Genomic DNA, 25,480 nt, shown 5'->3' with positions numbered 1-25,480 from the left:
GGACTGTTTTACGTTAGGTCTCACAGTCCTTTTTATTTATTGCTATGCATCACCTCAAAGACTTCATTCTTTTATTTCTAAAAGGCATGTCTATGGGTGCAGCTGATATTGTACCTGGCGTTTCAGGTGGGTCAATTGCACTTATCACCGGCATTTATGAAAAACTTCTGGATAGCATCAAGTCCATTGATAAAACTGCATTGTCATTTCTGCTTAGGTTTGATGGCAAAGCTTTCTGGCGTCACATCAATGGAAACTTTTTGATAACAGTTTTACTTGGTATACTCACCAGTATTTTCACCCTGTCCAAATTTATCACCTATTTATTGGACAATCACCCCATACCTATTTGGTCTTTCTTTTGTGGATTGATTATTATATCTGCCGTTCTCATTTTGAGGGATATCAAAAGGTGGAATATTTCAGTTCTGTTTTCAATTATCATTGGAACTTTAATAGCCTATTGGGTAACAGATTTACCTCCCATGAGTAGCCCTGAAGCCTTTTGGTTTGTTTTCTTTGCAGGTGCCATAGCCATTTGTGCCATGATTTTACCCGGAATTTCCGGAAGTTTTTTATTATTGATACTTGGCCAATATGAAAGGATCCTTAAAGCTGTAACGGACAAGGATATTTTGACCCTTGCTTTATTTGCTTTGGGCTGTATTGTTGGTTTATTATCATTCAGCAGATTAATTTCCTGGCTTTTGAAGAATTACCATGCCCTTACCATTGGATTGTTGTCAGGATTTATGCTGGGTTCCATTAATAAAATTTGGCCTTGGAAGCAGGTGATTTCTTACAGGGTTTCTTCCTCCGGGGCTCAAAAACCCTTTATTACCGAAAATATATTACCCCATAATTACCTTGCTGTAACAGGTGAAGAATCCTTAATCCTATATGCAGCATTGGCCTTTCTATTAGGAATTTTCCTTGTAGTGGGAATTGAAAGAACTGCCTATTATATCAACAGACAATGAGAAAGTACGGATTGATAGGTTACCCGTTAGGTCACTCTTTTTCAAAAAAATATTTTGCCAACAAATTTGAAAAAGAGGGAATAAAGGACTGCACATACGATCTCTATGAAATTGAGGATATTTCTTTATTCCCTAAGGTACTTGATGAAAATCCGGAATTAGAAGGATTAAATGTTACAATACCTTATAAAGAAAAAATAATCCCCTATTTGGATTTTTTGGACCCTGCATGCGAAAAAATTGGAGCTGTCAACTGCATCCGGATAAAAAAAAACCAATTGACAGGATATAATACTGATTATTTGGGATTCAGGAATTCACTTGAAAATTGGCTTAAGGGTGAAAAACCCTCCGCTTTGGTTTTGGGTACAGGGGGAGTTTCCAAAGCAGTAGTAAAAGCTTTGGAGGATTTACAAATCCCATATAAGTTGGTTTCCCGAAGCAAATCAGAAAAAAGCGAGCAATTGACCTACGAGGACTTAAAAAATAATCCATCAATTCTCCTACAAAATCATTTGATCATCAATACTACTCCTGTGGGAACCTATCCCAAAACAGAAGAAATGCCGGATATTAACCCCGAGTGTATCACCCCAATGCACAAGGTATATGATTTGGTTTATAATCCGGAAAAAACATTTTTAATGCGCTCATTGGAAGCCAGGGGGGCAATAGTAAAAAATGGACTGGAAATGCTGCAACTTCAGGCAGAAGCTGCCTGGAAGATTTGGAATTGATTTCTTAACCCATTTATATATTATCATGTACTGGAAAAAATTATCACACGAACAAGTAAAGGAACATATATTTAAGGCATTGGATGAAAACCTCGATTATAGAGGAGACCATCCTATATTGGGCATCCCTGGGACTTATCTTGATACTACTGAATTTTACCCTGACGCTCCCTTCCTTAAAGACGCACCGTATATGTCAGCAATGGTACGTAATCCCAACCATATTGGCGTTCATACTTTAAGTGAGCAATCTGTGTTGGAAGTTTTTCAAGGAACTCAGAAGATTGAAAAAGAGCTGATCAAGTTAGTAGCAGAGGAAATTTTCAATGGAGACCCCAACCAGCAGGATGGTTATGTAGCCACAGGTGGAACTGAAGCCAATATTCAAGCCATGTGGATATACCGGAATTACTTTAAAAAAGAATTTGGAGCTAGGATTGGGGAAATTGGACTGGTATATTCTCAGGACAGCCACTACTCTATGCCAAAAGGGGCTAATATCCTTAATCTGACCAGTATAATTCTTGAAGTTGATCCTGAAACAAGACAGATCACAAAAGAATCATTGGAAGGTAAAGTTAAAGCAGCTATCCAGGAGGGCATTAAATACTTTATTGTCATTGCCAATCTATCAACCACTATGTTTGGGTCAGTAGATGATATCGATATGCTAGGAGATTTCTTTACCGATATGAACATGCCCTTCAAGATCCATGTAGATGCTGCTTATGGAGGATTCATCTATCCATTTACAAACCCTACAAGCAGATTTACATTTCAGAATCCCTATATGAATTCAATTACAGCGGATGGCCACAAGATGTTGCAAACTCCCTACGGAACTGGTCTATTTTTGATTAGAAAAGGATTCTTTGATTATGTAAAAACTGATGAGGCCCAATATATTCCCGGGAAAGATTTCACCATCAGTGGAAGCCGGTCAGGAGCCAATGCGATTTCCATATGGATGATTTTACAGATCCATGGTTCGGAAGGTTGGAAATATAAGATGGAAACTCTTTGTGACAAGACAGAACATATCTGTAAAAAATTGGAAGGAATGGGGATAGAATATTTTAGGAATCCATACCTCAATATCATAGCCATCAAGGCAAAATACATGAGCAAGGAGCTTGCAAATAAATACTATCTGGTAGCAAATACTTATGAGTTTGAGCCGGAATGGTACAAAATTGTAGTGATGCCGCATGTCAAACCCGGTACCATTGACACTTTTTTGATGGAACTAGAGGGGGAAGTAAGGTCACAACACCTAAGCAAATCCTAAGAGAATATTTACGCTGCAGAAGAAACCTGTTTTTCTGCAGCGATAACTCAATAACTGAAAAAGGGGAAATTCACAATATACCCGCTACCAGAAATCCCAAATAAGTCCCCAAGGCATTTCCCAAGCTTCCTACCAAGACTCCGGGAATCAGAAGATCAGGACGGTTTAAACTTTCTGCTGAAGCAAGGGCCGTGGTATTGCCCCCAACATTGGCTTGGGATGCAACGGCTATCACATCCCAATCCATTTTGAACAGTGCTCCCACCCCAAAAATAACCAATCCATGGACCAAAATGATAACCGCTACGAACTGAATCAAAGTACCGGTCAAAGAACCAATTCCTGATAAGGCTTCCAGGTCGCAAAGAGTACCAATAACTGCAAGGAAAACCAGAATAAAGAAAAAGCCCAAAGTGTGCTTTCCAGAAAGTCCCTTTACAAATTCAAATTGCGCCAATACCAAAGCTAAGGTCGTCAGGGTAATTATTTCAGGGATTTGGGGGAAATAATTGGCGAGCACTTTTGATATAGTGATACCCAATAATCCAAGACCAAGAATAAGGGAAAGTGAGAAAATTGAAATATGCTCATTCATTTTGATTTTATCTCCTGTCTTTGAAGATTCCAGTTTTTTACGCGGGAAAAATTTAAACAAGTATTTAGGTAATAACAAAGTAGCAATTATCCAAGGTGTACCCAATAGGTTATCCACCACTGTAGAAGCGGCAAAGAGGGCTCCACTGTCATTCACTTGGTAATGTAGAGCGACTGCATTAAAATTAATACTTCCCCCTATATAAGTTCCTGTAAACATTCCGGCAATTGCTGGGGCCAAAGCTCCGATTTCAGTGACTGGGTTTACTAAGAACCAAGCGACGAAAACCCCTGTGACAGTGCCGATTGTCCCGAGAAAAAACATCATTAAAATGGGGATTCCGGCATTTTTGAGGCTTTTCAAGTCCACCTCCAATAAAGCAATGAAAATACCCAAAGGAGCTATATACATGAATACCCCATTGTAAATCGGATGGCCGGATGTAGCAGTTGGGATAATATTCAAATTAGCAGCTATTGAACAAAGAAGGATGGCTAAAATCGGAGTCCCAATTGTTTTCCAGCCTTTGAATCCATTTAACCAACTGGCAAAAAAAACTGCAATACAAAGCATTGCAGAAACATAGATAGGATCATCATTCCAGTGCATGTTGAAAAATAAGAAAAATTTAATCATTCTGATAGTCAAAAAGATAAGATTTTACTTTTATTAATAATCTTAATTTCTGTTAGGAAAATGGTTATCTAAATTTTATTTTTCTAACTTATTGCTAACTAATAGCAACTAAAATTTCATTGTTTATGGCTAGAGCTAAATCCGATAAGGACCGCAAAATTTTTGTGCTTGATACTTCGGTAATCTTATATGCACATAATTCAATCATGAACTTTGCCGAACATGATGTGGTCATCCCTATTACTGTATTGGAAGAGCTCGATCAGTTTAAAAAGGGTAATGATACCAAAAATTTTGAAGCTAGGGAATTTATTCGACTGCTGGACACCTTGGCAAAAGATAATATGATCCATAATTGGACGCCTTTGAATGGAAAAACAAAGGGGAATTTCAGGGTATTGATGAACCCTGACAATAATATCAATGCCAATATTATTTTTGGTGAGGAAAAAAATGACCATAAAATCCTGAATGCTGCACTTCACCTGAAACAGACCGAGAAAAACAGGAGGGTCATTCTTGTAAGTAAAGACATTAACCTGAGATTAAAGGCAAAATCTTTGGATATCCATGCCGAAGATTATGAAACAGGTAAAATCAAAAACATAACCGAACTTGAAAATACCGGTAAGTTTCTTTTGGACGATCTTGACCCTGCTATTATCAACAGATTATATGAAAACCATTCTGTGGAAGCCAAGTTAATTTTAGGAACGCGGAAAAGAAAAGCCAATGCCTATTATATCCTGAAAAGTGAAAAAAATTCCGTACTGGCTTATTATAATGCTGAGGATAACACCATGGAAAGGGTGGATAAAAAATTAGCATACAACATCAAACCAAAAAATGCTGAACAGACCTTTGCGCTTCATGCCATCCTGAATCCAAGGGTAAAACTGGTTTCCATTCAAGGGGTAGCAGGTACAGGAAAAACCTTATTGGCATTGGCAGGTGCATTAGAGCAAAGAAGGGATTTCAAGCAGATTTATCTGGCGAGGCCAATTGTTCCCTTAAGCAATAAAGATATAGGATATTTACCTGGAGATATTAAATCCAAACTGAACCCATACATGGAACCCCTTTGGGACAACCTTAAGTTTATCCAGAATCAGTTCAAAGAATCAGACAAAGAATATCAAAAAATTACAGAATTGGTGAATCAGGAAAAACTGGTTATCCAACCTTTGGCTTATATAAGAGGGAGATCTCTTTCAAATATTTTCTTTATCGTTGACGAGGCCCAAAACCTGACTCCACATGAAATCAAAACAATCATAAGCCGGGCTGGTGAAAACACAAAGATCATTTTCACGGGAGATATATTCCAAATTGATACGCCTTACCTAGACAGTCAAAGTAACGGTTTATCCTATTTGATTGATAGGGTCAAAGATCATCCCCTGTATTCCCATATCAAATTGGAAAAAGGTGAACGTTCAGAGCTTGCGAATTTGGCAAATGATCTTTTATAATGTCAGTAAATCCTTACACCTACATTAATATATTCGATAATTATATTAAATAAAATATTGTTTTAATTTTAGGCATCAAATTCATTAAACCGATAGAATATTTTGTTTTCTATCGGTTTTTTTGATTTTTTAACTATTGCTATGCAACCTTATTTATGGATTTTTTGTCTATAGAGATGTATCAATACCAAGAAATTCATGTACGATACCGAACACATTCTAAAGTCTTTATTTTATTTAAAATACTGATTTTCAGTGTTTTAAAAAATATGGGCCAGAATTTGGCATATATCAAATACCGAACATCACCGATGTGGTAAAAATCAGAAAATTAAAACAAAAAAATAAAAGAAAATGAAACCAACTATTTTAACTCAAAAAAATGTCTGTGCCTTTTTAGGATTTATGATGGCCTTGACAATCTTATGGACCGCAAAAGCGGAAGCGAAAGTTGATCAGATCAACGAGGTAATCCCAATGGAATTGAAAGAGGGATTTGAAATTACTCAGGAAGAAATTATACCTATGATAGAATTTGAACTTTCTGATATTAAAACAGAGCCGACTATCACATTTATCAATAAATACGGTGAAGTTGTAGCGGAGTTTTACGGTGAAAAAAGTGAATTGGAAAAGAAATTTAAAGAAACATTTGAAAGGAGTAGTATTCTTACCAAATATGGTAAGCACGAATTTTACCTTATAGGATAATTCTATTGATTGTTTGGTTTTTTGAAAGTGAAAAAAGGTGAGTTTTACTCACCTTTTTTTGTTCATTAACTTTCAGTGATTGTATTCAGTTTTGCCAAGAAACTGTTATAGTACTGTCTGCCAACTTGGACTACTGCTCCGGACATGAGGTTAATATCTTTTGTATTGAAACTTTCAATTTGGCCCAATTGAACAATAAATGATTTCTGAACCCTCAAAAACAGATGAGATGGAAGTTTATCTTCCATATCCTTCATGGATTTTCTAATGGTAAAGTTTCTGTTTTTGGTGAAAATCGTCACCATATTTCCATTGGCCTCCACATAATAAATGTCTGTATATGGAACCCTTTCGTAAGCATTGTCTGCTTTTATAAAGACAGCATCAGTAACAAGGTAAGGGCTTTCATCCTTTGCTTTGGTGGCTACTGCCTCAATAGATGGTTTGGTGCGCTTATTATAAAGAACGATTTCAACTATAGCATGAATATCGTTGGTATTGAAAGGCTTTACAATAAATCCTGCTGGATTGATTCTTTTAGCCCTTTCAATAATGGTAGGGTCACTATAGGAAGTAACATAAACCAAAGGAACTTCGATCATCTGTTTGATGATCTCACCAAGTTCAATACCATCTTTGTCTCCTTTTAGTTTGATGTCCATGAACACCAAATCCGGTTTATATTTTTTGACTATTTTGATGGCCTGATTTGCTGAATTGGCGATGTCTATGTTAACATAACCCAAAAGCTCCAGAATCTCCTCAATATTTTCGGCAATATTTACATCGTCTTCAACGATAAGAATTCTTTCCTCTTTCATAGGTTCTTCGTGGGAAATAATACGGTATTAAAATTATTAAATTAATTTTTATGTATATAAACGAATATATGCCTATTTACAAAATTTACTTTTGACAATCAATAAATGTTTTGATTTTTGTCGTTTTGTGCCCATGAAAATGATCAAAGACTCATCATATCCTTGAATCTTGCCGCTTGTCTCCTGCTAACCTCAATTCTGTCTCCACCCTTTAGGGTAACTACCAAACCCCCATTGAACCAAGGCTCAATAGCCTCAACCCAACTTAAATTAATAATATGTTTTCTACTGGCCCGGAAAAATGATTTTTCATCCAATCTTTCATCCAATGCATTCAGTGATTTATGGATCATGGGTTTATTATTGTCAAAATACACTTTGATGTAATTGCCATCAGATTCAAACAACCTTACATTGGACAATTTCACAAACCAACACCTATCACCGTCTTTCACAAAAACCTGATCATCTAAAGTCAGCTTTTTATTTTGATGGGCCAATGAAGCCTCATCATGTCTTTCCGAAGCTTCATTGATTTTTTTCTGTAGCCTTTCGATTGCCTCACCAAGCCTTTTTGTTTCTATTGGTTTTAAAAGGTAATCAAGAGCATTTACCTGGAAAGCTTTCAAAGCATATTCATCATAGGCTGTCGTAAAAATAACATGTGGCACATTGTCCAATTCCTCCAACAAATCAAAACCTGTTTTTTCCGGCATTTGAATATCCAAAAACACCACATCAGGAGATAAAGATTCGATTTTTTCTTTTGCATCGTCTACATTATTGGCCTCACCGACCACTTCAACTTGGTCAAATTGAGAAAGCAGGTTGATCAGCTCTTTTCTGGCTAATCTTTCATCATCGATAACTAGTGCTCGCATTTTGTTGGAATTTTAAACTAATGTAAGGGTTTGTTTTGGAATTTTTATTTCAGTTATGACAAAATCGTTACCAAAATTGAAAATTTTAAAGGAAGATCTATTGCCATATATCAATTTTAAACGCTGGATTGTATTGCTGATACCATGGCCTTCCCCCTCCTTCCTTCTGTTCATTGCATGAGGCCTAAGTTGTCCACTATTTTTTACTTGGATAATCAAATCATCAGTAATTCCTTCATAGCATTTGATTTCAATGCTTCCACCCTTTACCCTATTTGAAATACCATGTTTGATGGCATTTTCCACAATAGTTTGAAGCATCATGGGCGGCACTTTATAATCATAAGCAGAAGATTCAATATCATATTTTACAATCAATCTTTCTTCAAATCGAATGGATTCCAAATTGAGATAGTCTTTTACTGTATTGATTTCATTCTCAAAATCAATTGTCCTTTTTTTATCCATCATCAATGAAAACCTCAGAATATTGGACAGTTGGGTTATTGCCAATTTTGCTTTTTTGGGATCTTCATCTACCAGAGCCCGCACTGAATTCAAGGCATTGAAAATGAAATGAGGATTAAGTTGGCTTTTTAAGTGATTCAATTGAATTTCATTGATTTTTGCTTGGTATTTCAAAGACTGGTTATAGTTGTCCAAAAAATGAAAAAGAAAATATAGCATTGACCAAAGCGCATAAAAAAGAAAACTGACAAAAATATTTACAGAGATTACTAAAGGCCTCAGGTCTACCTCCGGGTCTAAAGTATCAAAAATCAGATTGATGATGATCTGAGCGATCATGTTCAATAAACTTAGAATACCCAGAGCTATGAGGGTATTTACCACCAAGCGACCGAAGGTCAGGTTGAACCAACCATATTTTTTAACAATCTTACGAAGTCCATGGGTTGAAAGAAGGTAATAAGCAGCCAATGAAGAAAAAGCACCCACCTGAACAGGGGAAATCCCTCTGTCCAAGGAAACAAAAAACAGGTTGATCAAGGCATAGCTGGACCATCCTAAAATCTGTAAACTCCAATATAACTGTATTCTATTCATTGCGAGGTTTCAAATATAACCAAGCAATAATATGGTCACCTATATTTTTTACAGCAGGGTTCAATTTCAGCAATGATAGGTCAATCAGGGTGCCCAATCTAATTCTGCTTTTAAAAACCTTGCAGTATGACTTCCTTTGTGCGCAGAGACTTGCTCCGGAGTACCTTCTGCAATGATTATCCCGCCTTTATCTCCTCCTTCAGGGCCTAGGTCTATAATATGATCAGCCACTTTAATAATATCTAGGTTATGCTCGATAATCAAAACGGTGTTCCCTTTATCCACCAATTTATTTAAAACTTCAAGCAAATGCTCCACATCCTGAAAATGTAAACCTGTTGTAGGTTCATCTAATATGTAAAAGGTATTTCCGGTATCTTTTTTCGATAATTCTGTAGATAATTTCACCCTTTGTGCCTCACCTCCTGATAAAGTAGTTGCGTGCTGCCCAAGGGTGATATATCCCAATCCCACATCATTCAGGGTTTTTATTTTTCTGAGAATTTTAGGTTGGAATTCAAAAAATTCAACTGCTTGCTCTACGGTCATATCGAGTACATCTGAAATGGATTTTCCTTTGAAACGCACCTCCAATGTCTCTCGATTATACCGCTTCCCTTTACAGGTTTCACAAGGAATATGGACATCAGGTAAAAAATCCATTTCAATCAGTTTCATCCCTGCCCCTTCACAATCTTCACATCTTCCCCCTTTTACATTAAAACTGAATCTTCCTGCCTTATATCCCCTGATCTTAGATTCAGGCAATTCAGTGAATAAAGCCCTTATATCCGTAAAAACTCCTGTATAAGTGGCCGGATTTGACCGTGGAGTCCTCCCAATAGGAGATTGATCTACCTCAATAACTTTATCCAAGTGGTTAAGCCCTTCAATTTTTTTATAAGGAAGGGGCTCTTTTTTTGACCTGTAAAAGTGTTGGTTTAATAAGGGAAACAAGGTCTCATGGATCAATGAACTTTTTCCTGAACCGGAAACTCCAGTGACACACATCATTGTTCCAAGCGGTAAGTTAAGATTTACGTTTTTGAGGTTATGGCCTGAAGCTCCTTCTAAATATAAAGTTTTACCATTTCCCTTTCTTCTGGTTTTGGGAACATCTATAGTAAGTTCGCCGGAAAGGTACTTGGCCGTTGTACTCCCTTTCTTTAAAATTTCAATTGGAGTACCAGCAGCCACAATCTGACCTCCATGCCTTCCTGCACCTGGGCCAATATCCACCACAAAGTCTGATTCCATCATCATATCCTTGTCATGTTCCACCACGATCACTGAATTGCCCAAATCCCTCAAATCCTTCAAAGCTTTAATTAATTTCACATTATCCCTTTGGTGCAGTCCAATACTTGGTTCGTCAAGAATATACAATACTCCAACTAATTGGGTCCCTATTTGGGTAGCCAGTCTAATCCTTTGTGCTTCCCCACCCGAAAGCGTTTTCAGGGGTCTGTTTAGGGATAAGTAATCCAAACCAATATCCAATAGGAAACCTATTCTTTTACGGATTTCTTTTAAGACCTCCTTGGCGATTATTTGTTGTCTTTCCGAAATTCTGGTTTCAAGTCCATCAAACCAATCCCCCAAAGTTGAAATATCCATCATGGAAAGCTCACCTATATGTTTATTGTCAATTTTAAAATGAAGAGCCTCTTTTTTCAACCTATAACCTTCACAATCAGGACAAACTTTGGTTATGGTAAACTCACTCACCCAATCCTGAATTTTATCAGAACTTCCTTCCTGATGCTTCTGAAGAAAGTTTACAATTCCTTCAAAGGTAGTATGCCATTGTGTACCTGGATATTTTACCGAATCCACAGCAACTTCTATTTTGTCCCCATATAGTAAAACCTCTACTACTTCTTCGGGAAGTTTTTCAATGGGAGTGCTGATGCTACACTTATAATGCTTGAGAATAGCCTCGATTTTCTTAAAAATCCAAATATCCCGGTAATCCCCCAAAGGGGCAATACCACCTCTACTAATGCTTAAAGTGGGGTCAGGAATAATACTTTCTTTCGTGATTTCTTCTATTATTCCCAGGCCATTACAAGTAGGACAGGCTCCATATGGGCTATTGAAAGAGAAGGAATTGGGGGCTGGTTCATCATAAGATAAACCGGTAGTAGGATCCATCAGATATTTTGAAAAATGATGGATATTACCCTCTTCATCCCTTAACATCATTATTCCTTTCCCGTGATGTAAGGCAGTTTTCAAAGATTGGGTAATGCGGAATCTGTCTTCCTCATCTGCAATGATCCTATCCACTACAATTTCAATGTCATGAATTTTGTAACGGTCGACTTGCATTTTCGGCACCACTTCCATCACTACACCATCTACCCTGACTTTAGAAAATCCAATTTTCCTAATCTGTTCAAAAAGCTCTCTGTAATGCCCTTTACGTCCTTTGACTATCGGCGCAAGGATATATAATTTCTTCCCTTTGAAATTTCCAAATAACTGTTCTATGATCTGATCTTCAGTTTGTCTGATCATTTTATGCCCAGAAAGATAGGAATAAGCTTCTCCTGATCTTGCAAAAAGCAGTCGCATAAAATCATAGATTTCTGTAACGGTGCCCACAGTAGATCTGGGATTTTTTGAAGTGGTCTTTTGCTCTATGGAAATAACCGGGGAAAGACCGTTGATCTTATCTACATCAGGGCGTTCCATCCCCCCTAAAAATGACCGGGCATAGGCAGAAAAACTTTCCATGTACCGACGTTGTCCTTCCGCATATATTGTGTCAAATGCCAAGGAGCTTTTCCCACTGCCACTTAGACCGGTTATTACGACCAGTTTATTTCTTGGAATACTGATATCAATATTTTTGAGATTATGTTCTCTGGCCCCAAAAATTTCGATAAACTCTTCTTTTTTCTCTATCAACAGGTCTGACATGGAGGATTTTGCATTTCTATTAAGCTTGCGAAAATACGAATTTAACTGAGGGATTCCCAAAGATCATCCATCATTAAAACCTCAATTCAACAACAAGGTTTTAATCAAAAAAATTTAATCCGATTTCTTACTTTCCTTCCGGGCTTCCCTTTTTTCTTTTCGACTGAGTTTTTCTTCCTGAGGTCGGGATTTATTTTGCGCATTACTTTCCTTTTCTGTATTCTTTGGACCATTGTCTCCAGATACCCTCTCAAGTTCTTTCTTTTTCAATTTTTCAAGATCATCCCCAGTCAAAGTAGATTTAAGCCCTGAAAAAATCAATTTCCACCAATATGAGAACATTGATTTATGAGTATCCCTGATATAATACACGGTTCCAGACATGGTTTCACCGTTCTTTTTAGGATTGTTGGATTTGATTACCACATTATTGGCAATGAAGGCCCCAATTTGCCTAAACACATTCCTATCTCGTTCAAAATCCTGGTTAAGCAATTCGACTTCTAAATTCTCATATAAAAAGGTGAGTTTTCCTGTTCCGTCATAATCATTACCCTGTATATCAAAACTCAGATTGTTTAATTGCCCGGACTTAATGCTAGCTTTTGCCTGTGGTTCAATCATGGTTCTTAAGCTAGTCAGATCCATTTTTCCCAAAGAACCTTTCAAGCTGAAATTACCCTTTACATTTTCTAAATCATATTGAACAACGGCATTCAGTAAACCTAGTCCCATCAATTTCCCACTGGCCTCCAACCTTAATAATTTATTTTCTCCTCTTTTTTCAATATAGTTCGACACATTAATTGCATGGGCATTCATATCTGAAAAATACAAGTAACCCGACCTTGGGGATTTATTATCCGGTCTTTCTTCAATTTTCAAATAACCATTTTTGATAAAAGTATGATCGATATGAATAATCTGTCTCAAGTTACCGAAGATCTGATGGACCATCTGTGGTCTTTTTTCCAAATCTTCTGGTTTCCTTTTATCCACAAATATCTCCACATGCATATTGTTTGCATAAACTGTATCAATTTCAACGATTCCTTTTCTAAAAAAACTGCTGAAATGAACCCCCTTCATGTCCATTTGTGCCTCGGTAATTTGGGTCCATGATTGCCTGTCTGCAAATTGTGAAGTGTACTCATATCTGCCCAATTTATTCAATAAACCCAAATAGCCAATAGACATCGTATTGGCTTTTGTATCCAAGGTTATTCCTTCAACTTTGGCATATTGCCTGAATTTATCAAAGTGAAATTCAGCCCCTTGTATGCTACCCTTGACCCAATCTACATGGAATAGTGATTTTGGGTCTTCAATATCCTCTTTTGTCAATTGGAAATTATTGGCATGAAGATCCATGTCCTTCAATGAAATCCTTACCGAATCATAAAGGTTGTTGACCACTTCGATATTCAATTTGTTTAAATCAAAGTGCTTGACCTCAATCAAATCATAATCTTTTGATTTTTCTTTTTTTGGTTTCTTTTTTGGTTTTAAATCCAAAGAATCTATTGGGGGGCCGGATGAAACAACCCGGATGTTATTTATCAATGCGGAGTCCACTGAAATGGAATTCCTCATAAAAAAATCTGACCACTGGAATCCAGTTACATTCAAATTGTCAATAGTAAGGTCAACCTTTATATCATCTTCAGCCAATTCCTTTGAAGGAAACACTCTAATATTTTCTATTTTCAGGTATGTGCCAAAGTAATTGTAGTCCAAACGAATATTCCCAAATGAAATTTCATGTCCTCCAAAAAAACTTGTCCTGGTAATTAAATTGGTAACAATCCTGTCTGCATTGGCATTAAGGTATTGGTTAATTAAAAATGGTATACCTCTTAAAATAAGAAGTATTAGTATAAAAAATCCTATAAGCAAAATCCAAAATTTCTTCATATTTATTGGACTAGTGCTTGAAATTACCAAAAAAAATAATCCAAAAATTAAAATTTAATTATTTATTCTATGGGTATTTTGATGATATAATCCTTGTTTTTTGAAACGGATAATTTAGAGGATCTCAGCCATGGATTATGTATTTTAAGCTCTTTATAATTGCTGTTATGACGAATAGCCCACTGGGCCAAATTTGGAATACTTTGATTTACTTTTAATTCCCTGTAAAGTGGCATCTCATAATAATCAACGCTCTTCAACTCAAATCCATACCTTTCTGGATTCTCAAAAATCTCCTTAAAGGCTAGAATCCTAAAAAGATATCTGCTTGTTTCATCATTCAGGTAAAGATCATAGTAATTGTCAAAACTTTGTTCTTCCTTTCTTTTTCTCAATCCAGCAATCCCCATATTATAACTAGCTGCAACAGAAGTCCAATTACCAAATTTAGAAAATGCAGATTTTAGGTATTTACAAGCGGCTAAAGTAGATTTCTCCAAATGATATCTTTCATCCACATCATTACTGACTTCAAGGTTATTCTCTTTTGCGGTTGCCGGCATGATTTGCCAAAATCCCCTTGCACCTGCAGGAGAAACCACATTCATCAAACCGGATTCTGCCATAGCCAAATATTTAAAATCTTCCGGAACACCATTTTCATGTAATATCTTTTCAATGATAGGTAAAAATTTGGCAGAACGTTTCATTAATAATACCATATTGGATTGCCAATAAGCATTCACATAAATCTCCCGCTCAAACCTTTCCAACACATCCCTCTTATCCAGCGGAACGGGTTCTCCTGCAAAAGTAATCTTCTTCGGTAAATCAAAAATCCGGACTTTAGCCTCAGGTACCAATACCTGAACCCTTTCCCCATCAAGAGATTCAATAATCACTTGATCAGCTTGTTGGAGGGGCTGCTCAAAATGCTTATAAAGCAAAATTCCAAATAAAACAGCTATTAGGCCGTATAAAATAAAAAGATGATATCTTCTCAAGTTAGGTTATTTCAGGTAATTGAATATTTGGGATAAATTTAATCAAGGTGATCAATTGCTCCTTACCAAACGAAAAAAAATTAGAAATATTGGGTGAAAACAACATTCCAAATAATTCAAATGAATCGGAAATCCGATAATCCCAAGATGAGCCAAGTTTTGGAATTAAAATACATTTTCGACACCTATTGTTTTGATTATTAACTCTTTTTACTTTCGCAGGCTTTTAATTCCAATCCATGAATCTACAGGAAAAATCCCAGGAAGTTAGACAAGTGTTTGATGAGCTTGACCTTGAAATCAAAGCGTTTTTAGACGCAAGTAAACTTACCTGTATTACCGGCTGCGGGTTTTGCTGTTCCAATCCAAAAGTAAGTGCATCAGTACTGGAGTTTTTGCCCTTGGCCTTCGATCTGTATGAAAAAGGGAAGGCTGAAAATGCCTTGGAACTCCTTGAAAATTTGGGTGAGGATGACCATTGTATTATTTACAAGTCAGTCTCTCCAGACAATGGGTTGGGATTTTGCTCTGATTACAAAAACAGGGGTTTGATATGTAGGTTGTTCAGTTCCTCTTATAGGAAAAATAAAGAGGGTAAAAAAGAGATAATTACCTGTAAAAAAATAAAAGAGAACAAAAAAGACCAATACCAAAAAGCTGCTGTTGAAATCAACGGACTTATGCCCATACCTTCCAGCAGCGGTACTTATTCTAAGCTGTATAACATTGATTTTCAATTGACCTCTGAACAAATGCCGATCAATAGAGCGATCAAAAAAGCCATTGAGGCCGTTTTAACTTATAAATTTTACCAGGAAAACCAGGAACCTGAAACATCGGAAAATTTTTGATGCAAGCTTTTTGATGTATATTGGGGATAATATTCACCAAAAAAATTGGTTTTTATGCTAAACATTTCTGAAATGATCCAAACTATCAAGCAGTTGGTTGAAGTCCGGATCCAACTTATTCAAGACGAAATTACCGAACAACTTTCCTCAGTTTTCACAAGGATAATGTTGTTGCTTTTGATGGCCACAGTTTCAGTTATGGTTTTGCTTTTTGCCAGTCTTTCCCTTGCCTTTTATTTAAGTGAGTTGTTGTATTCAACTTACAAAGGTTTTCTTTATGTTTCCCTCCTTTATGTATTGATTTTTGTCTTTTTTTACTTTCTGAAAGACGCAAAGAGTATTGTAGAATCATTCCAGAAATTTTTAAAGCACTTTATTTTCAGAAAAAGAAAGGAAAATTAATGCCATGAACGAAGAACTAAAAAAAAAGGCAGAGGAACTGGAGCAAACCTTAGAGATGCAATTGAGCCTTGCCAAGAAAGAATCGGAGGACTTTGCTAAGGTTGGTGGCGCCATATTGGTGGGTGGAGTAATTGCCTTTTTAGCTGTGCGTTTGTTCTTTAGAAAAAAAGACAAAAAGACAGAAAAAATTCTGAAAGTATTGGAAAAAGAAGGCCTCTTGGATGAAGAAATACAATCTAAGCTGACCAAAAAAAACCAGCCTGGCTTTTTAGGCCGCCTCAGTGCGGTATTGGTACCCATTGCCATCAATTATGGTAGAGAACAAATAATCAAAAAATTTAATGAAGGTGGACCAATGGAGGTACAGGATGAGAAAAGTAAGTGAAAAATTACAGGCAATCCATACAAGCGGCAATAAAGGAGTTGCTTGGTTGATCGATCCTGACGATTTTCAATCCATCCGAAAATTCGAATCCCAGCTCCAAGAAGCCAATAAATTAAAGATTGATTTTTTCTTTTTGGGAGGAAGCCTTATCCACCAAAACAGGATTTCTGAAATCATCCAAAAAATCAAAGAGGTTTGCGTGGAAATACCAGTAATTTTATTTCCCGGTAACGCTCTTCAGTTCTCCCCTCTAGCGGATGCTATTCTTTTTATTTCACTCATTTCAGGAAGAAATCCAGACCTATTGATCGGCCAGCATGTAAGCCTAGCCCCCCTCTTGGAAAAGAGTGGCATGGAAGTTCTGCCTACAGGTTACATGTTGATAAACGGAGGTCAGACGACCAGTGTCCATTACATAAGCCAGACCATACCCCTACCCAATCACCATCCGGAATTAAGCGTTGCCACTGCCTTGGCGGGAAAGTTTTTAGGGCTTCAATATTTTTATCTGGATGCAGGAAGCGGAGCTCCTTTCCCTGTATCCACAGAAATTATTAAGGCGGTTAAAAGGAAAATTGATGCACCGCTGATTGTAGGAGGTGGTCTCAATAGTCTTGACAAAATAAAATCAGCATTTCAGGCAGGAGCAGACTTGGTAGTCATAGGAAACGGAGCAGAAAAAAATTTAAACCTACTTTATGAAGTTTCTGAATTTTTGGAATCTACCAGGGTAATGGCTAATTAAAAAAGGCTTCATGCTAAACATGAAGCCTTTTTTAATTGGAAAATCTGATTTATATCATCGGCCGGAACTGCTTCAAAAACCTGACATCATTTTCAGTGAATAGCCGTAAATCTTTAATCTGATACTTGAGCATTGCTATTCGTTCAATGCCCATCCCAAATGCAAAACCTGTATACTTTTTCGAATCTATTCCACAATTCTCAAGGACATTTGGGTCTACCATTCCTGAACCTCCGATTTCAACCCAACCCGCTCCTTTACAAACATTGCAGCCTTTACCCCCGCACAACAAGCAACTGATATCTATTTCTGCACTGGGCTCAGTAAATGGAAAGAAAGAAGGCCTGAACCTCACTTTGGTTTCTTTCCCGAACATTTCCTTAGCAAAATGGTATAAGGTATTTTTCAAATCTGCAAAACCAACATTTTCATCTACATAAAGTCCCTCGACCTGATGGAAAATACAATGGGCACGGGCAGAAATGGCCTCATTTCTATAAACCCTACCTGGTGAGAGGGTACGGATAGGCGGCTTTTGGTTTTCCATCACCCTAACCTGAACAGAAGAGGTATGGGTCCTCAGAGCAATATCAGGATTCTTTTCAATAAAAAAAGTATCCTGCATTTCTCTGGCCGGATGATTTTCAGGGAAATTTAAAGCTGTAAAATTATGCCAATCATCTTCAATCTCTGGACCTTCTGACAAACTGAACCCAATTCTCTCAAATATTTCTATAATCCTTTGTCTGGTGGCAGTTAGGGGATGAATGCCTCCTACAGCAACAGCGGAGGGAGGAAGGGTCAGATCCAAATCCATTGATTTAGACTTTTTGGAAGATGAATTGACCTTTTCAATCAGTTCCTGGAATTTGTTTTCTGCCAATTGCTTCACTTCATTCACTAATTGACCATACTCCCTTTTTTGGTCATTCGGAATATCCTTCATTAAGGCAAAAAGTTCTCCTACCACACTTTTTTTACTTATAAATTTTATTCTATAGGCTTCAAGCTCATCCTGGTTGGCCGCATCTGCTGCATGAATGGAGGACTTGATGGCTTCTATTTTTTCCTGGTGCATGTGATAAATTGTTTTCGGAACCACAAATCTAAAATAATTGATGGGAATTACACTTTCTTCCGAATTACTAAATGATATAAAGCATCAAAAACAGGCTATTAAAAAAGCTCCAAATGGAGCTTTTCACTGTTTTGGTAAAATAAATTTTCTTGGGGTATCTTTTTACCAACTTCTTCCTCCTCCTCCCCATGGTCTTCCCATGGGAGGTCCCTGATTACTTTCCTGTGGTTTGAAATTACCGATGATATACGTAAAAGAAATCAGTCCATATCTCGTCAAAACTCTGGTAAATGTATCCTCAATGGCAACGTCTGTGATTGTCCTGCCTATGGCATTGTTCTGGTTCAGTAAATCAAATATGGTCAACTTAAGTTCTCCTTTATTATCTTTTAGGAATCTATAGCCGGCTTCAATATTCCATAACCAAACAGATTGGTCAAGGTTGGCTGATAGACCTCTGTACAACATGTTATTGACAACATTGGAAACAAAAAGCTTCCCGTTATTGGGGGAGTAATAAAATCTTATATTAGAATTTTGAATATAATAATTATTCTCCAGTGTTGTTTGCAAACTACTGTTCACAATGGTATATGTTCCAGTTGTGGAAAGGGTAAAATCAACATCTTTTGAAATATTGGAAGTCAATGTCAAACCTTGGCTTAGATCGATATTATCGTTAAAATTCTTTTGAAAATTCACCACACCAGGTGTTCTATTGAAGGAGACGCTGGAATTCAGATTAAACTGGGATTTGATTTTTGGTATGGGGGTCCCATAGGTGACAAACAATCGGGACCTGAATTGTCCCGAGAGGTTCTCTGGTCTTGTCAACTGTCCACCGGATCTCAATAGTGTTTCTCCATTCAAAAGTGTATCTGTTTGGGCTATGAAAGTACTGTTTCCTATAAAATCTTCAGTAAGGGATAAAAATAAAAAGGTGAAGAATGTTTTTGATTTTTCTAGATTGATTTTTGAAAAATTGGTAAATACAGAATGGGAAAAAGACTGTCCAAGATTAGGGTTACCTATAGATAATTGTAATGGATTTTGGTTATTAATGACATTTTGCAATTGATTGACGCTGGGTTCCTGTGTATTCGTCCTGTACCTCAATCGGAAGGAGGTTCCCTTTTCCTGATTCCTGTAGAATGCATTCATTCCGGGAAGGAAATTGCTGAAAGACCTATTGAAGGTCCTTTCTAAAGGAAACAGACTTTCGTTATCCTGGACGGCATATTGGTAATCAATATTGGCGTTCAGATTCCATTCCTTAATTCTATAACTCATCCCCACACTTGGTCTTTGGACAATGAATTTATTATCAAACACATTACTCAATGCAGTATCCAAAACCATAATACCAAGCTCTGGAACCATACTCATTGTCCTTTGATCCGCTGAGGTCTTATTATTTCCAACTTGGTAAGAAGCAGTAATCAATCCTTTTTCAAGGAAAGGCTCTGTATATTGTAAAGTAGCGCGGTAATTAAACCCATCAGAAAGACCAACGGTCTCCTGATTGATGGTATCCCGAATGTCCCTTATAAAATCACGGTTAGCTGCAATCAATTCAGAAAGCTGATCCCTTTTATTCCAAGTGGTAAACACTGTGGTAGAAATTGTTCTTCCCTGTTTTTCGAATTTATACCGATAGACCAGATTATTGGAGATGTTATGGCCATTGGTATTGGCATCTGATTTGGACAACAGACTACTTAAAGGATCTCTTGTAGCTGTCAAAGTCAAAGCATCCCTTTCCAAATAGGTATTATTATTCTGAAAGTTCATTGAAGGTGTAATAATCAATGCGTTTTTTTCATTGATGTCATATTCAATTCTGGCATTTACCCTATGGTTATTATTATTAATGGTATTTAACAAAACTTCCTCATAATATTGCCTATTGGTCTCGGATAAGATTATTTCCCGATTAGTAAGCTTGAAAAGGTTATTTTTTGTGGAATTGAAGAAATAACTGGCAGTCAAGTTCATCTTTTTGCCGATCTTATCACTATAATTTAACCCAAGGCTGTTTGTTGTAATAATACCTTGATCCTGCCCTACAAGGAAGTTGTTGTTGCCTCCGCCCCAACCACCGCCGCCAGGACGTCCACCTCCCCCACCGCCAGGTCTTCCCCCACCTCCTCCGCCTGCTCCACTTGTTACTCCTACCAAATCCTGTGAAGAAAAATTTTGTTGATTGATGTTATTGAAAAGACCAATTATTGAAATCCTTTTGGTTCCTTTAAAAATATTGTAATTGCCACCTAGTGAATACCTATCCTGAGATCCAGCTCCCGCATACACCCTCCCAAATTGACCACTATTTTTATCTGGTCTGGTTACAATATTGATTGTCCTTGAGTAATTCCCATCATCAAATCCCGTCAATCTGGATTGATCTGATCTTTGGTCAAGAATTTCAACTCTGTCAATCACGTCCGCAGGTAAATTCCTCAAAGCCAAAAAGGGATCACTTCCAAAAAATTCCCTCCCGTCCACCAGCACTTTTTGAACCTGTTCTCCTTTTGCCTGGATTTCTCCATTTTGAATGGTAACCCCTGGAATTTTCCTGACCAGGTCTTCTGCATCTGCATTTTCCCTTGTCTTAAAAGCATTCGCATTGAATGAGGTGGTGTCTCCCTTGACTTCCCCAACCGGAACCTGACCCTCAATTAGCACCTCACCTAATAATTTACTGTCTTCAACCAATACCAAAACTCCTAAATCCAAAGCATCTCCCCTGTTATGAATTTTGGTGATCTTTTGGTAACCTAAAAAAGTAATTTCCAATTTTACACTTGGAATCATAGGCCTTGCTACTTCGAAACTTCCATCTACTCCAGACACGGTTGATACTAACAATGAATCTGTTACTGTTTTTACCAGAACATTGGCTCCTATCATTGGTTCTTTGGTCTGCCCTTCAATTACCTGTCCTTTAAGGACTACATCTTGTCCTCTCCTTTCCTGTCTTTGGGCCTTTATATCCAGAGAAAAAAGGACAAAAGAAAGAAATAAAAATAGTTTAAGGGTAGAAATTTTCATTTTCAAAACAAGTTAAAGGATGCCGTTTAGACATGGATAAATACAAAAAAGTTTAATTAGGGCATACCCAAAATTTTAAATGGATTTAAAGAAGTTTGAAAGGCAAAAAAAGATTTTAAAAATCCCTTAAATAAAGGGAATAAAAAGGCCATCAACATATAAAAAATTGATGGCCTCAAGGTTTTGAACTAAGAGTATTGTTTTACGTTTTTTGATCTAAAGCTAACCTAATGGATAGTTCTTTCAGCTGTTCGTCAGAAATTGAACTAGGTGTATCTATCATGACATCCCTTCCAGAATTATTTTTTGGAAAAGCGATATAATCTCTGATGGAATCCGACCCTCCAAAAATAGCACATAGCCTATCAAAACCGAAAGCTATTCCTCCGTGAGGAGGTGCTCCATATTCGAAAGCCTCCATGAGAAATCCAAATTGCTTTTGAGCTTCCTCATCACTGAATCCCAAGTGCTTGAACATCAATTGTTGTGTTGGCCTGTCATGTATTCTGATAGAACCGCCTCCGATTTCCACCCCATTGATCACCAGATCGTAGGCATTGGCACGCACGGATCCCGGATCTGATTCCAGCAATGGAATATCTTCTTTTTTAGGAGAAGTAAAAGGATGGTGCATGGCATGGAATCGTTGAGTTTCTTCATCCCATTCCAAAAGAGGGAAGTCAACCACCCAAAGAGGTTTAAAGACTGTCCTGTCCCTCAACCCAAGTTCTTCGCCCATTTTAAGTCTTAGTTCTGACATTTGCTTTCTGGTAGATTTTTCATCACCGCTCAAAACAAGTAAGAGATCTCCTGCTTTAGCACCCATCTTATCTGCCCATACTTTCAGGTCATCATGGGAATAAAATTTATCCACAGAAGATTTGAAGGTGCCATCCGAATTGCATTTTACATAAACCAGACCTTTTGCTCCGATCTGAGGTCTTTTCACCCAATTGGTCAAATCATCCAATTGCTTTCTAGTATATTCCCCTGCTCCTTTGGCACAAATTCCAACTATTAGTTCTGCTTGATCAAATATGGAAAACCCTTTCCCTTTGGCAAGATCATTAATCTCAACAAATTTCATGTCAAATCTAAGATCAGGTTTATCATTTCCATAAAATTTCATGGCCTCAGCATAAGTCATTCTTTTAACCTCTTCCAATTCAATTTTTTTGACAGAAAGAAATAAATGCTTCACCAATCCTTCAAAGGTCTTTAAGATATCTTCCTGAGTGACAAATGACATTTCACAGTCTATTTGGGTAAATTCAGGCTGTCGGTCAGCCCTTAAGTCTTCATCCCTGAAACATTTGACAATTTGAAAATACCGGTCAAACCCACTGACCATCAACAATTGTTTGAAAGTCTGTGGAGATTGTGGAAGCGCATAGAATTCTCCCGGATTGACCCTGCTAGGCACTACAAAATCCCTAGCCCCCTCAGGAGTAGATTTAATCAGGACAGGAGTCTCCACCTCAATAAAATCCTGAGCATCCATGTACTTTCGGGTTTCCTGCATCATTTTATGGCGTAGCTGCAGTTTTTCCCTAACCACATTCCTTCTGAGATCAAGGTATCTATATTTCATTCTCAACTCATCACCTCCGTCTGTCTCATCCTCAATGATAAATGGAGGAACCTTTGCGGGATTCAAGACAAGCAGGTTCTCAACTTTTATTTCAATATCTCCTGTAGGCATTTTATCATTCTTGGATGCCCTTTCTACTACCTTGCCTTCAGCCTGAACTACAAATTCACGTCCTAAAGAGGCCGCTTTTTCCAATAATGCTTTATCCGTGGAACCTTCCTCCAAAATCAACTGAGTAAGGCCATATCTGTCTCTTAAATCTACCCAAATAAGTCCTCCTTTATTTCTGACTCTTTGCACCCAACCTGTCAGCACGACCGTTTGGTTGATATGCCCTATCCTTAATTCTCCGCAAGTGTGTGTTCTAAGCATGATTTTGCCTTGTTTTTTTAAAGTGGACAAAGATAAAAAAAGCTTTGTCAGAATACTAAAATGATGAAAAGAAAGGGACAAAAGTTTATTTCTTGGCAACGTTTTTGCTTAAAAAGCTAAAAAAAGGATAAAGAATCTCACTTTTATTGGAAAAAACTAAAATTGAAAATACCATTCCAACAATGCTTTATTGGATTTTAGTACTTTTTTCAAATGTTAAATTTCCATGATAAAGTTCTAAAAATTTGGAATTTGACCAGAATTTAAATTTATTTGATCAATCACTTCCCGTCAAAATAACATTTTAAGTAATAATGAATAAAAAATGGATAAGTGCCGGAGCAATATTATTGTTATTGGCAGGTGGTTTCTATATCGTAGATAACCATTACAATTCCAAGACCTATCAAATAGAAGAACCGTTAGTTTTTGAAGAAGAACCCATTGAGGAAAATCTGCTTTATGGCATCAATATAAATGAACTAGATGTCATTGAAGGGGTGGTCGGTAAAAATCAGACTTTATCAACAATTTTGGCACCTTTCAATGTCCCTTATCAGATCATCGATGAAATTGCCAAAAAATCGAAAGATATTTTTGATGTCCGTAAAATTGCTTTCAACAAAAAATTCACGGTACTGTCCCCAAAAGATTCTTCACAGGCACAATTTTTTATTTATGAGCCGAATCCTGCCGAATATGTGGTTTTTAAATTGGATGAAATTGAGATTTACAAAGAAGAAAAACCTGTGGAATACCGTCCTATAGAAGTAGGTGGAATAATCAGCAGTAATCTTTATGTAAATATGACTGAACTGGGAATAACACCTGATTTGATAGATCAATTTGCGGATTTATATGGCTGGAATGTTGATTTCCAAAGGTTACAAAAAGGGGATAAATTCAAAGTAGTATACAAAGAGAAAGTGGTAGATGGCCAAGTAGTAGGAATCACAGATATTGAAACCGCCTTTTTTGAACACATGGGTCAGGCCTATCATGCAATCCCTTTCGAACAAAATGGTGAAGTCAGTTTTTTTGATCAGGAGGGGAATAGCTTTAAAAAAGCATTTCTTAGAGACCCTTTAAAATATACCAGAATAAGTTCAAGATATAATCTTAACAGGTTCCACCCGGTTCAAAAAAGGTATAAGCCCCATTTGGGTACCGATTATGCTGCTCCCACTGGAACTGAAATCCGATCAGTCGGTGATGGGACAGTAGTGGAAGCAAGGTTTACCAGCGCTAATGGAAATTATGTGAAAATCAAACACAACGGAACATATACTACCCAATACCTTCACATGTCAAAAATCGGCTCAGGAATTAAACCTGGAACAAGGGTAAAACAAGGACAGGTCATTGGATATGTGGGAAGTACAGGCCTTGCAACTGGACCTCATTTATGTTTTAGATTCTGGAAAAACGGCAAACAAGTTGATTGGCTTAAAGAGAAAATTCCTCCTTCAGACCCAATACTTCCTGAAAATAAATTGGCTTTCGATCAAGCGAAACTCGAAAAAATACAACAAATTGCCAACATTCCTTATTCAGAAAAACCTGATAAATTGATGGCCAAGAAATAAAGTGGTTACCTTTTTATTTGCAAAATTTTCTTTTTCGGATAAAAGTGGTAGATCAAAAATTCAAATTTGGCCTACCTTTTTTATTTTCTTATTTAGTCAGAAGTTTTTGTAATATAAACAAATAATAAACAGTTATATTTTTTATTTAAGATGGAGGGAGGTATTTTCGCCCTCTTGAATTTTAAAGCTCGATGTCAATCCTAAAGGAAACAATTAGATTTCCGGATCAAAAGCATCATAAAAAGAAAAAAAGCTGACCGGACACCGGGCAGCCTTTTCAGTAAATCAAATAGACCGTTTCTTAGTTTCCTAATTGCTTAGGGAAAAAATATTTTTTTATATCCTTAATTCTTTCATTCTTAATTCCTAATTCTTCATTCTTCATTCCCA

Annotated in this window: 20 protein-coding genes; 10 read left to right on the top strand and 10 right to left on the bottom strand. The window is 37.0% G+C overall.

Going from position 1 to position 25,480, the window contains the following annotated elements:
- Positions 1 to 44: 44 nt before the first annotated feature.
- Genes ACFSKV_RS00110 through ACFSKV_RS00100 form a run of 3 tightly spaced genes read left to right on the top strand, consistent with a single transcriptional unit; the run spans position 45 to position 3,005 of the window.
- Positions 45 to 980 (top strand): polyprenyl-phosphate transporter, encoded by a 936-nt coding sequence (locus ACFSKV_RS00110; RefSeq protein WP_380799454.1) that lies wholly within the window; start codon positions 45 to 47, stop codon positions 978 to 980.
- Positions 977 to 1,717, top strand: a complete 741-nt coding sequence (locus ACFSKV_RS00105; protein ID WP_380799452.1) for a shikimate dehydrogenase family protein — start codon at positions 977 to 979, stop codon at positions 1,715 to 1,717. The genes ACFSKV_RS00110 and ACFSKV_RS00105 overlap by 4 nt, the downstream gene beginning before the upstream one ends.
- Positions 1,718 to 1,742: 25 nt before the next feature.
- Entirely contained in the window at positions 1,743 to 3,005 is a 1,263-nt protein-coding gene (locus ACFSKV_RS00100; protein WP_380799683.1) for a pyridoxal-dependent decarboxylase, read from the top strand.
- Between the two features lie 70 nt (positions 3,006 to 3,075).
- Here the strand turns inward: ACFSKV_RS00100 and ACFSKV_RS00095 are convergent, their stop codons facing one another.
- Entirely contained in the window at positions 3,076 to 4,209 is a 1,134-nt protein-coding gene (locus tag ACFSKV_RS00095; RefSeq protein WP_380799450.1) for a DUF819 family protein, read from the bottom strand.
- Positions 4,210 to 4,361: 152 nt separating this feature from the next.
- Between ACFSKV_RS00095 and ACFSKV_RS00090 the strand changes: the two genes are divergently transcribed.
- Both ACFSKV_RS00090 and ACFSKV_RS00085 read left to right on the top strand, forming a co-directional pair.
- On the top strand, positions 4,362 to 5,708 hold the full coding sequence (locus tag ACFSKV_RS00090) for a PhoH family protein (RefSeq protein ID WP_380799448.1): 1,347 nt from the start codon (positions 4,362 to 4,364) through the stop codon (positions 5,706 to 5,708).
- A 354-nt stretch (positions 5,709 to 6,062) separates the two neighbouring features.
- Positions 6,063 to 6,419 (top strand): hypothetical protein, encoded by a 357-nt coding sequence (locus ACFSKV_RS00085; protein ID WP_380799447.1) that lies wholly within the window; start codon positions 6,063 to 6,065, stop codon positions 6,417 to 6,419.
- Between the two features lie 65 nt (positions 6,420 to 6,484).
- Here the strand turns inward: ACFSKV_RS00085 and ACFSKV_RS00080 are convergent, their stop codons facing one another.
- The 6 genes from ACFSKV_RS00080 to ACFSKV_RS00055 all read right to left on the bottom strand — a co-directional run bounded on the left by ACFSKV_RS00080 (position 6,485) and on the right by ACFSKV_RS00055 (position 15,029).
- Entirely contained in the window at positions 6,485 to 7,240 is a 756-nt protein-coding gene (locus ACFSKV_RS00080) for a LytR/AlgR family response regulator transcription factor (RefSeq protein WP_380799445.1), read from the bottom strand.
- Between the two features lie 143 nt (positions 7,241 to 7,383).
- Complete coding sequence (locus ACFSKV_RS00075) at positions 7,384 to 8,121, bottom strand: LytR/AlgR family response regulator transcription factor (protein WP_380799444.1); 738 nt, start codon at positions 8,119 to 8,121, stop codon at positions 7,384 to 7,386.
- A 12-nt stretch (positions 8,122 to 8,133) separates the two neighbouring features.
- Entirely contained in the window at positions 8,134 to 9,186 is a 1,053-nt protein-coding gene (locus ACFSKV_RS00070) for a sensor histidine kinase (protein WP_380799442.1), read from the bottom strand.
- A gap of 84 nt (positions 9,187 to 9,270) precedes the next feature.
- Positions 9,271 to 12,111 (bottom strand): excinuclease ABC subunit UvrA, encoded by a 2,841-nt coding sequence (gene uvrA, locus ACFSKV_RS00065; RefSeq protein WP_380799441.1) that lies wholly within the window; start codon positions 12,109 to 12,111, stop codon positions 9,271 to 9,273.
- Positions 12,112 to 12,225: 114 nt separating this feature from the next.
- Positions 12,226 to 14,025: a hypothetical protein gene (locus tag ACFSKV_RS00060; RefSeq protein ID WP_380799439.1), complete on the bottom strand. Its 1,800-nt coding sequence runs from the start codon at positions 14,023 to 14,025 to the stop codon at positions 12,226 to 12,228.
- 62 nt (positions 14,026 to 14,087) lie between these two features.
- Complete coding sequence (locus ACFSKV_RS00055; protein ID WP_380799438.1) at positions 14,088 to 15,029, bottom strand: lytic transglycosylase domain-containing protein; 942 nt, start codon at positions 15,027 to 15,029, stop codon at positions 14,088 to 14,090.
- A gap of 239 nt (positions 15,030 to 15,268) precedes the next feature.
- Between ACFSKV_RS00055 and ACFSKV_RS00050 the strand changes: the two genes are divergently transcribed.
- From ACFSKV_RS00050 to ACFSKV_RS00035, 4 genes are read left to right on the top strand one after another with little or no spacing between them, the layout of a single operon-like run.
- Complete coding sequence (locus ACFSKV_RS00050; protein ID WP_380799437.1) at positions 15,269 to 15,880, top strand: YkgJ family cysteine cluster protein; 612 nt, start codon at positions 15,269 to 15,271, stop codon at positions 15,878 to 15,880.
- Positions 15,881 to 15,934: 54 nt separating this feature from the next.
- Positions 15,935 to 16,282: a phage holin family protein gene (locus ACFSKV_RS00045; protein ID WP_380799436.1), complete on the top strand. Its 348-nt coding sequence runs from the start codon at positions 15,935 to 15,937 to the stop codon at positions 16,280 to 16,282.
- 4 nt (positions 16,283 to 16,286) lie between these two features.
- On the top strand, positions 16,287 to 16,667 hold the full coding sequence (locus ACFSKV_RS00040) for a hypothetical protein (protein ID WP_380799435.1): 381 nt from the start codon (positions 16,287 to 16,289) through the stop codon (positions 16,665 to 16,667).
- Positions 16,651 to 17,412: a phosphoglycerol geranylgeranyltransferase gene (locus tag ACFSKV_RS00035; RefSeq protein ID WP_380799434.1), complete on the top strand. Its 762-nt coding sequence runs from the start codon at positions 16,651 to 16,653 to the stop codon at positions 17,410 to 17,412. The genes ACFSKV_RS00040 and ACFSKV_RS00035 overlap by 17 nt, the downstream gene beginning before the upstream one ends.
- 49 nt (positions 17,413 to 17,461) lie before the next feature.
- On the opposite strand, the gene pheS is transcribed toward ACFSKV_RS00035, so the two are convergent.
- The 3 genes from pheS to aspS form a co-directional block, all read right to left on the bottom strand.
- On the bottom strand, positions 17,462 to 18,490 hold the full coding sequence (pheS, locus tag ACFSKV_RS00030; RefSeq protein ID WP_380799432.1) for a phenylalanine--tRNA ligase subunit alpha: 1,029 nt from the start codon (positions 18,488 to 18,490) through the stop codon (positions 17,462 to 17,464).
- Between the two features lie 162 nt (positions 18,491 to 18,652).
- The gene (locus ACFSKV_RS00025) at positions 18,653 to 21,541 is read right to left on the bottom strand and encodes an outer membrane beta-barrel protein (RefSeq protein ID WP_380799431.1); all 2,889 of its coding nucleotides are present in this window, start codon (positions 21,539 to 21,541) and stop codon (positions 18,653 to 18,655) included.
- 202 nt (positions 21,542 to 21,743) lie between these two features.
- Positions 21,744 to 23,504, bottom strand: coding sequence for an aspartate--tRNA ligase (aspS, locus tag ACFSKV_RS00020; RefSeq protein ID WP_380799428.1), 1,761 nt, complete (start codon positions 23,502 to 23,504; stop codon positions 21,744 to 21,746).
- 314 nt (positions 23,505 to 23,818) lie between these two features.
- On the opposite strand from aspS, the gene ACFSKV_RS00015 reads away from it, so the two are divergent.
- A complete protein-coding gene (locus tag ACFSKV_RS00015) occupies positions 23,819 to 25,090 on the top strand; it encodes a peptidoglycan DD-metalloendopeptidase family protein (protein WP_380799424.1) in 1,272 nt (423 codons plus the stop codon).
- Positions 25,091 to 25,480 lie beyond the last annotated feature (390 nt).

This window comes from Shivajiella indica, from assembly GCF_042683085.1.
GTDB classification, from domain to species: Bacteria; Bacteroidota; Bacteroidia; order Cytophagales; family Cyclobacteriaceae; genus Shivajiella; species Shivajiella indica.
This window is presented reverse-complemented; position numbering and strand designations above follow the sequence as displayed.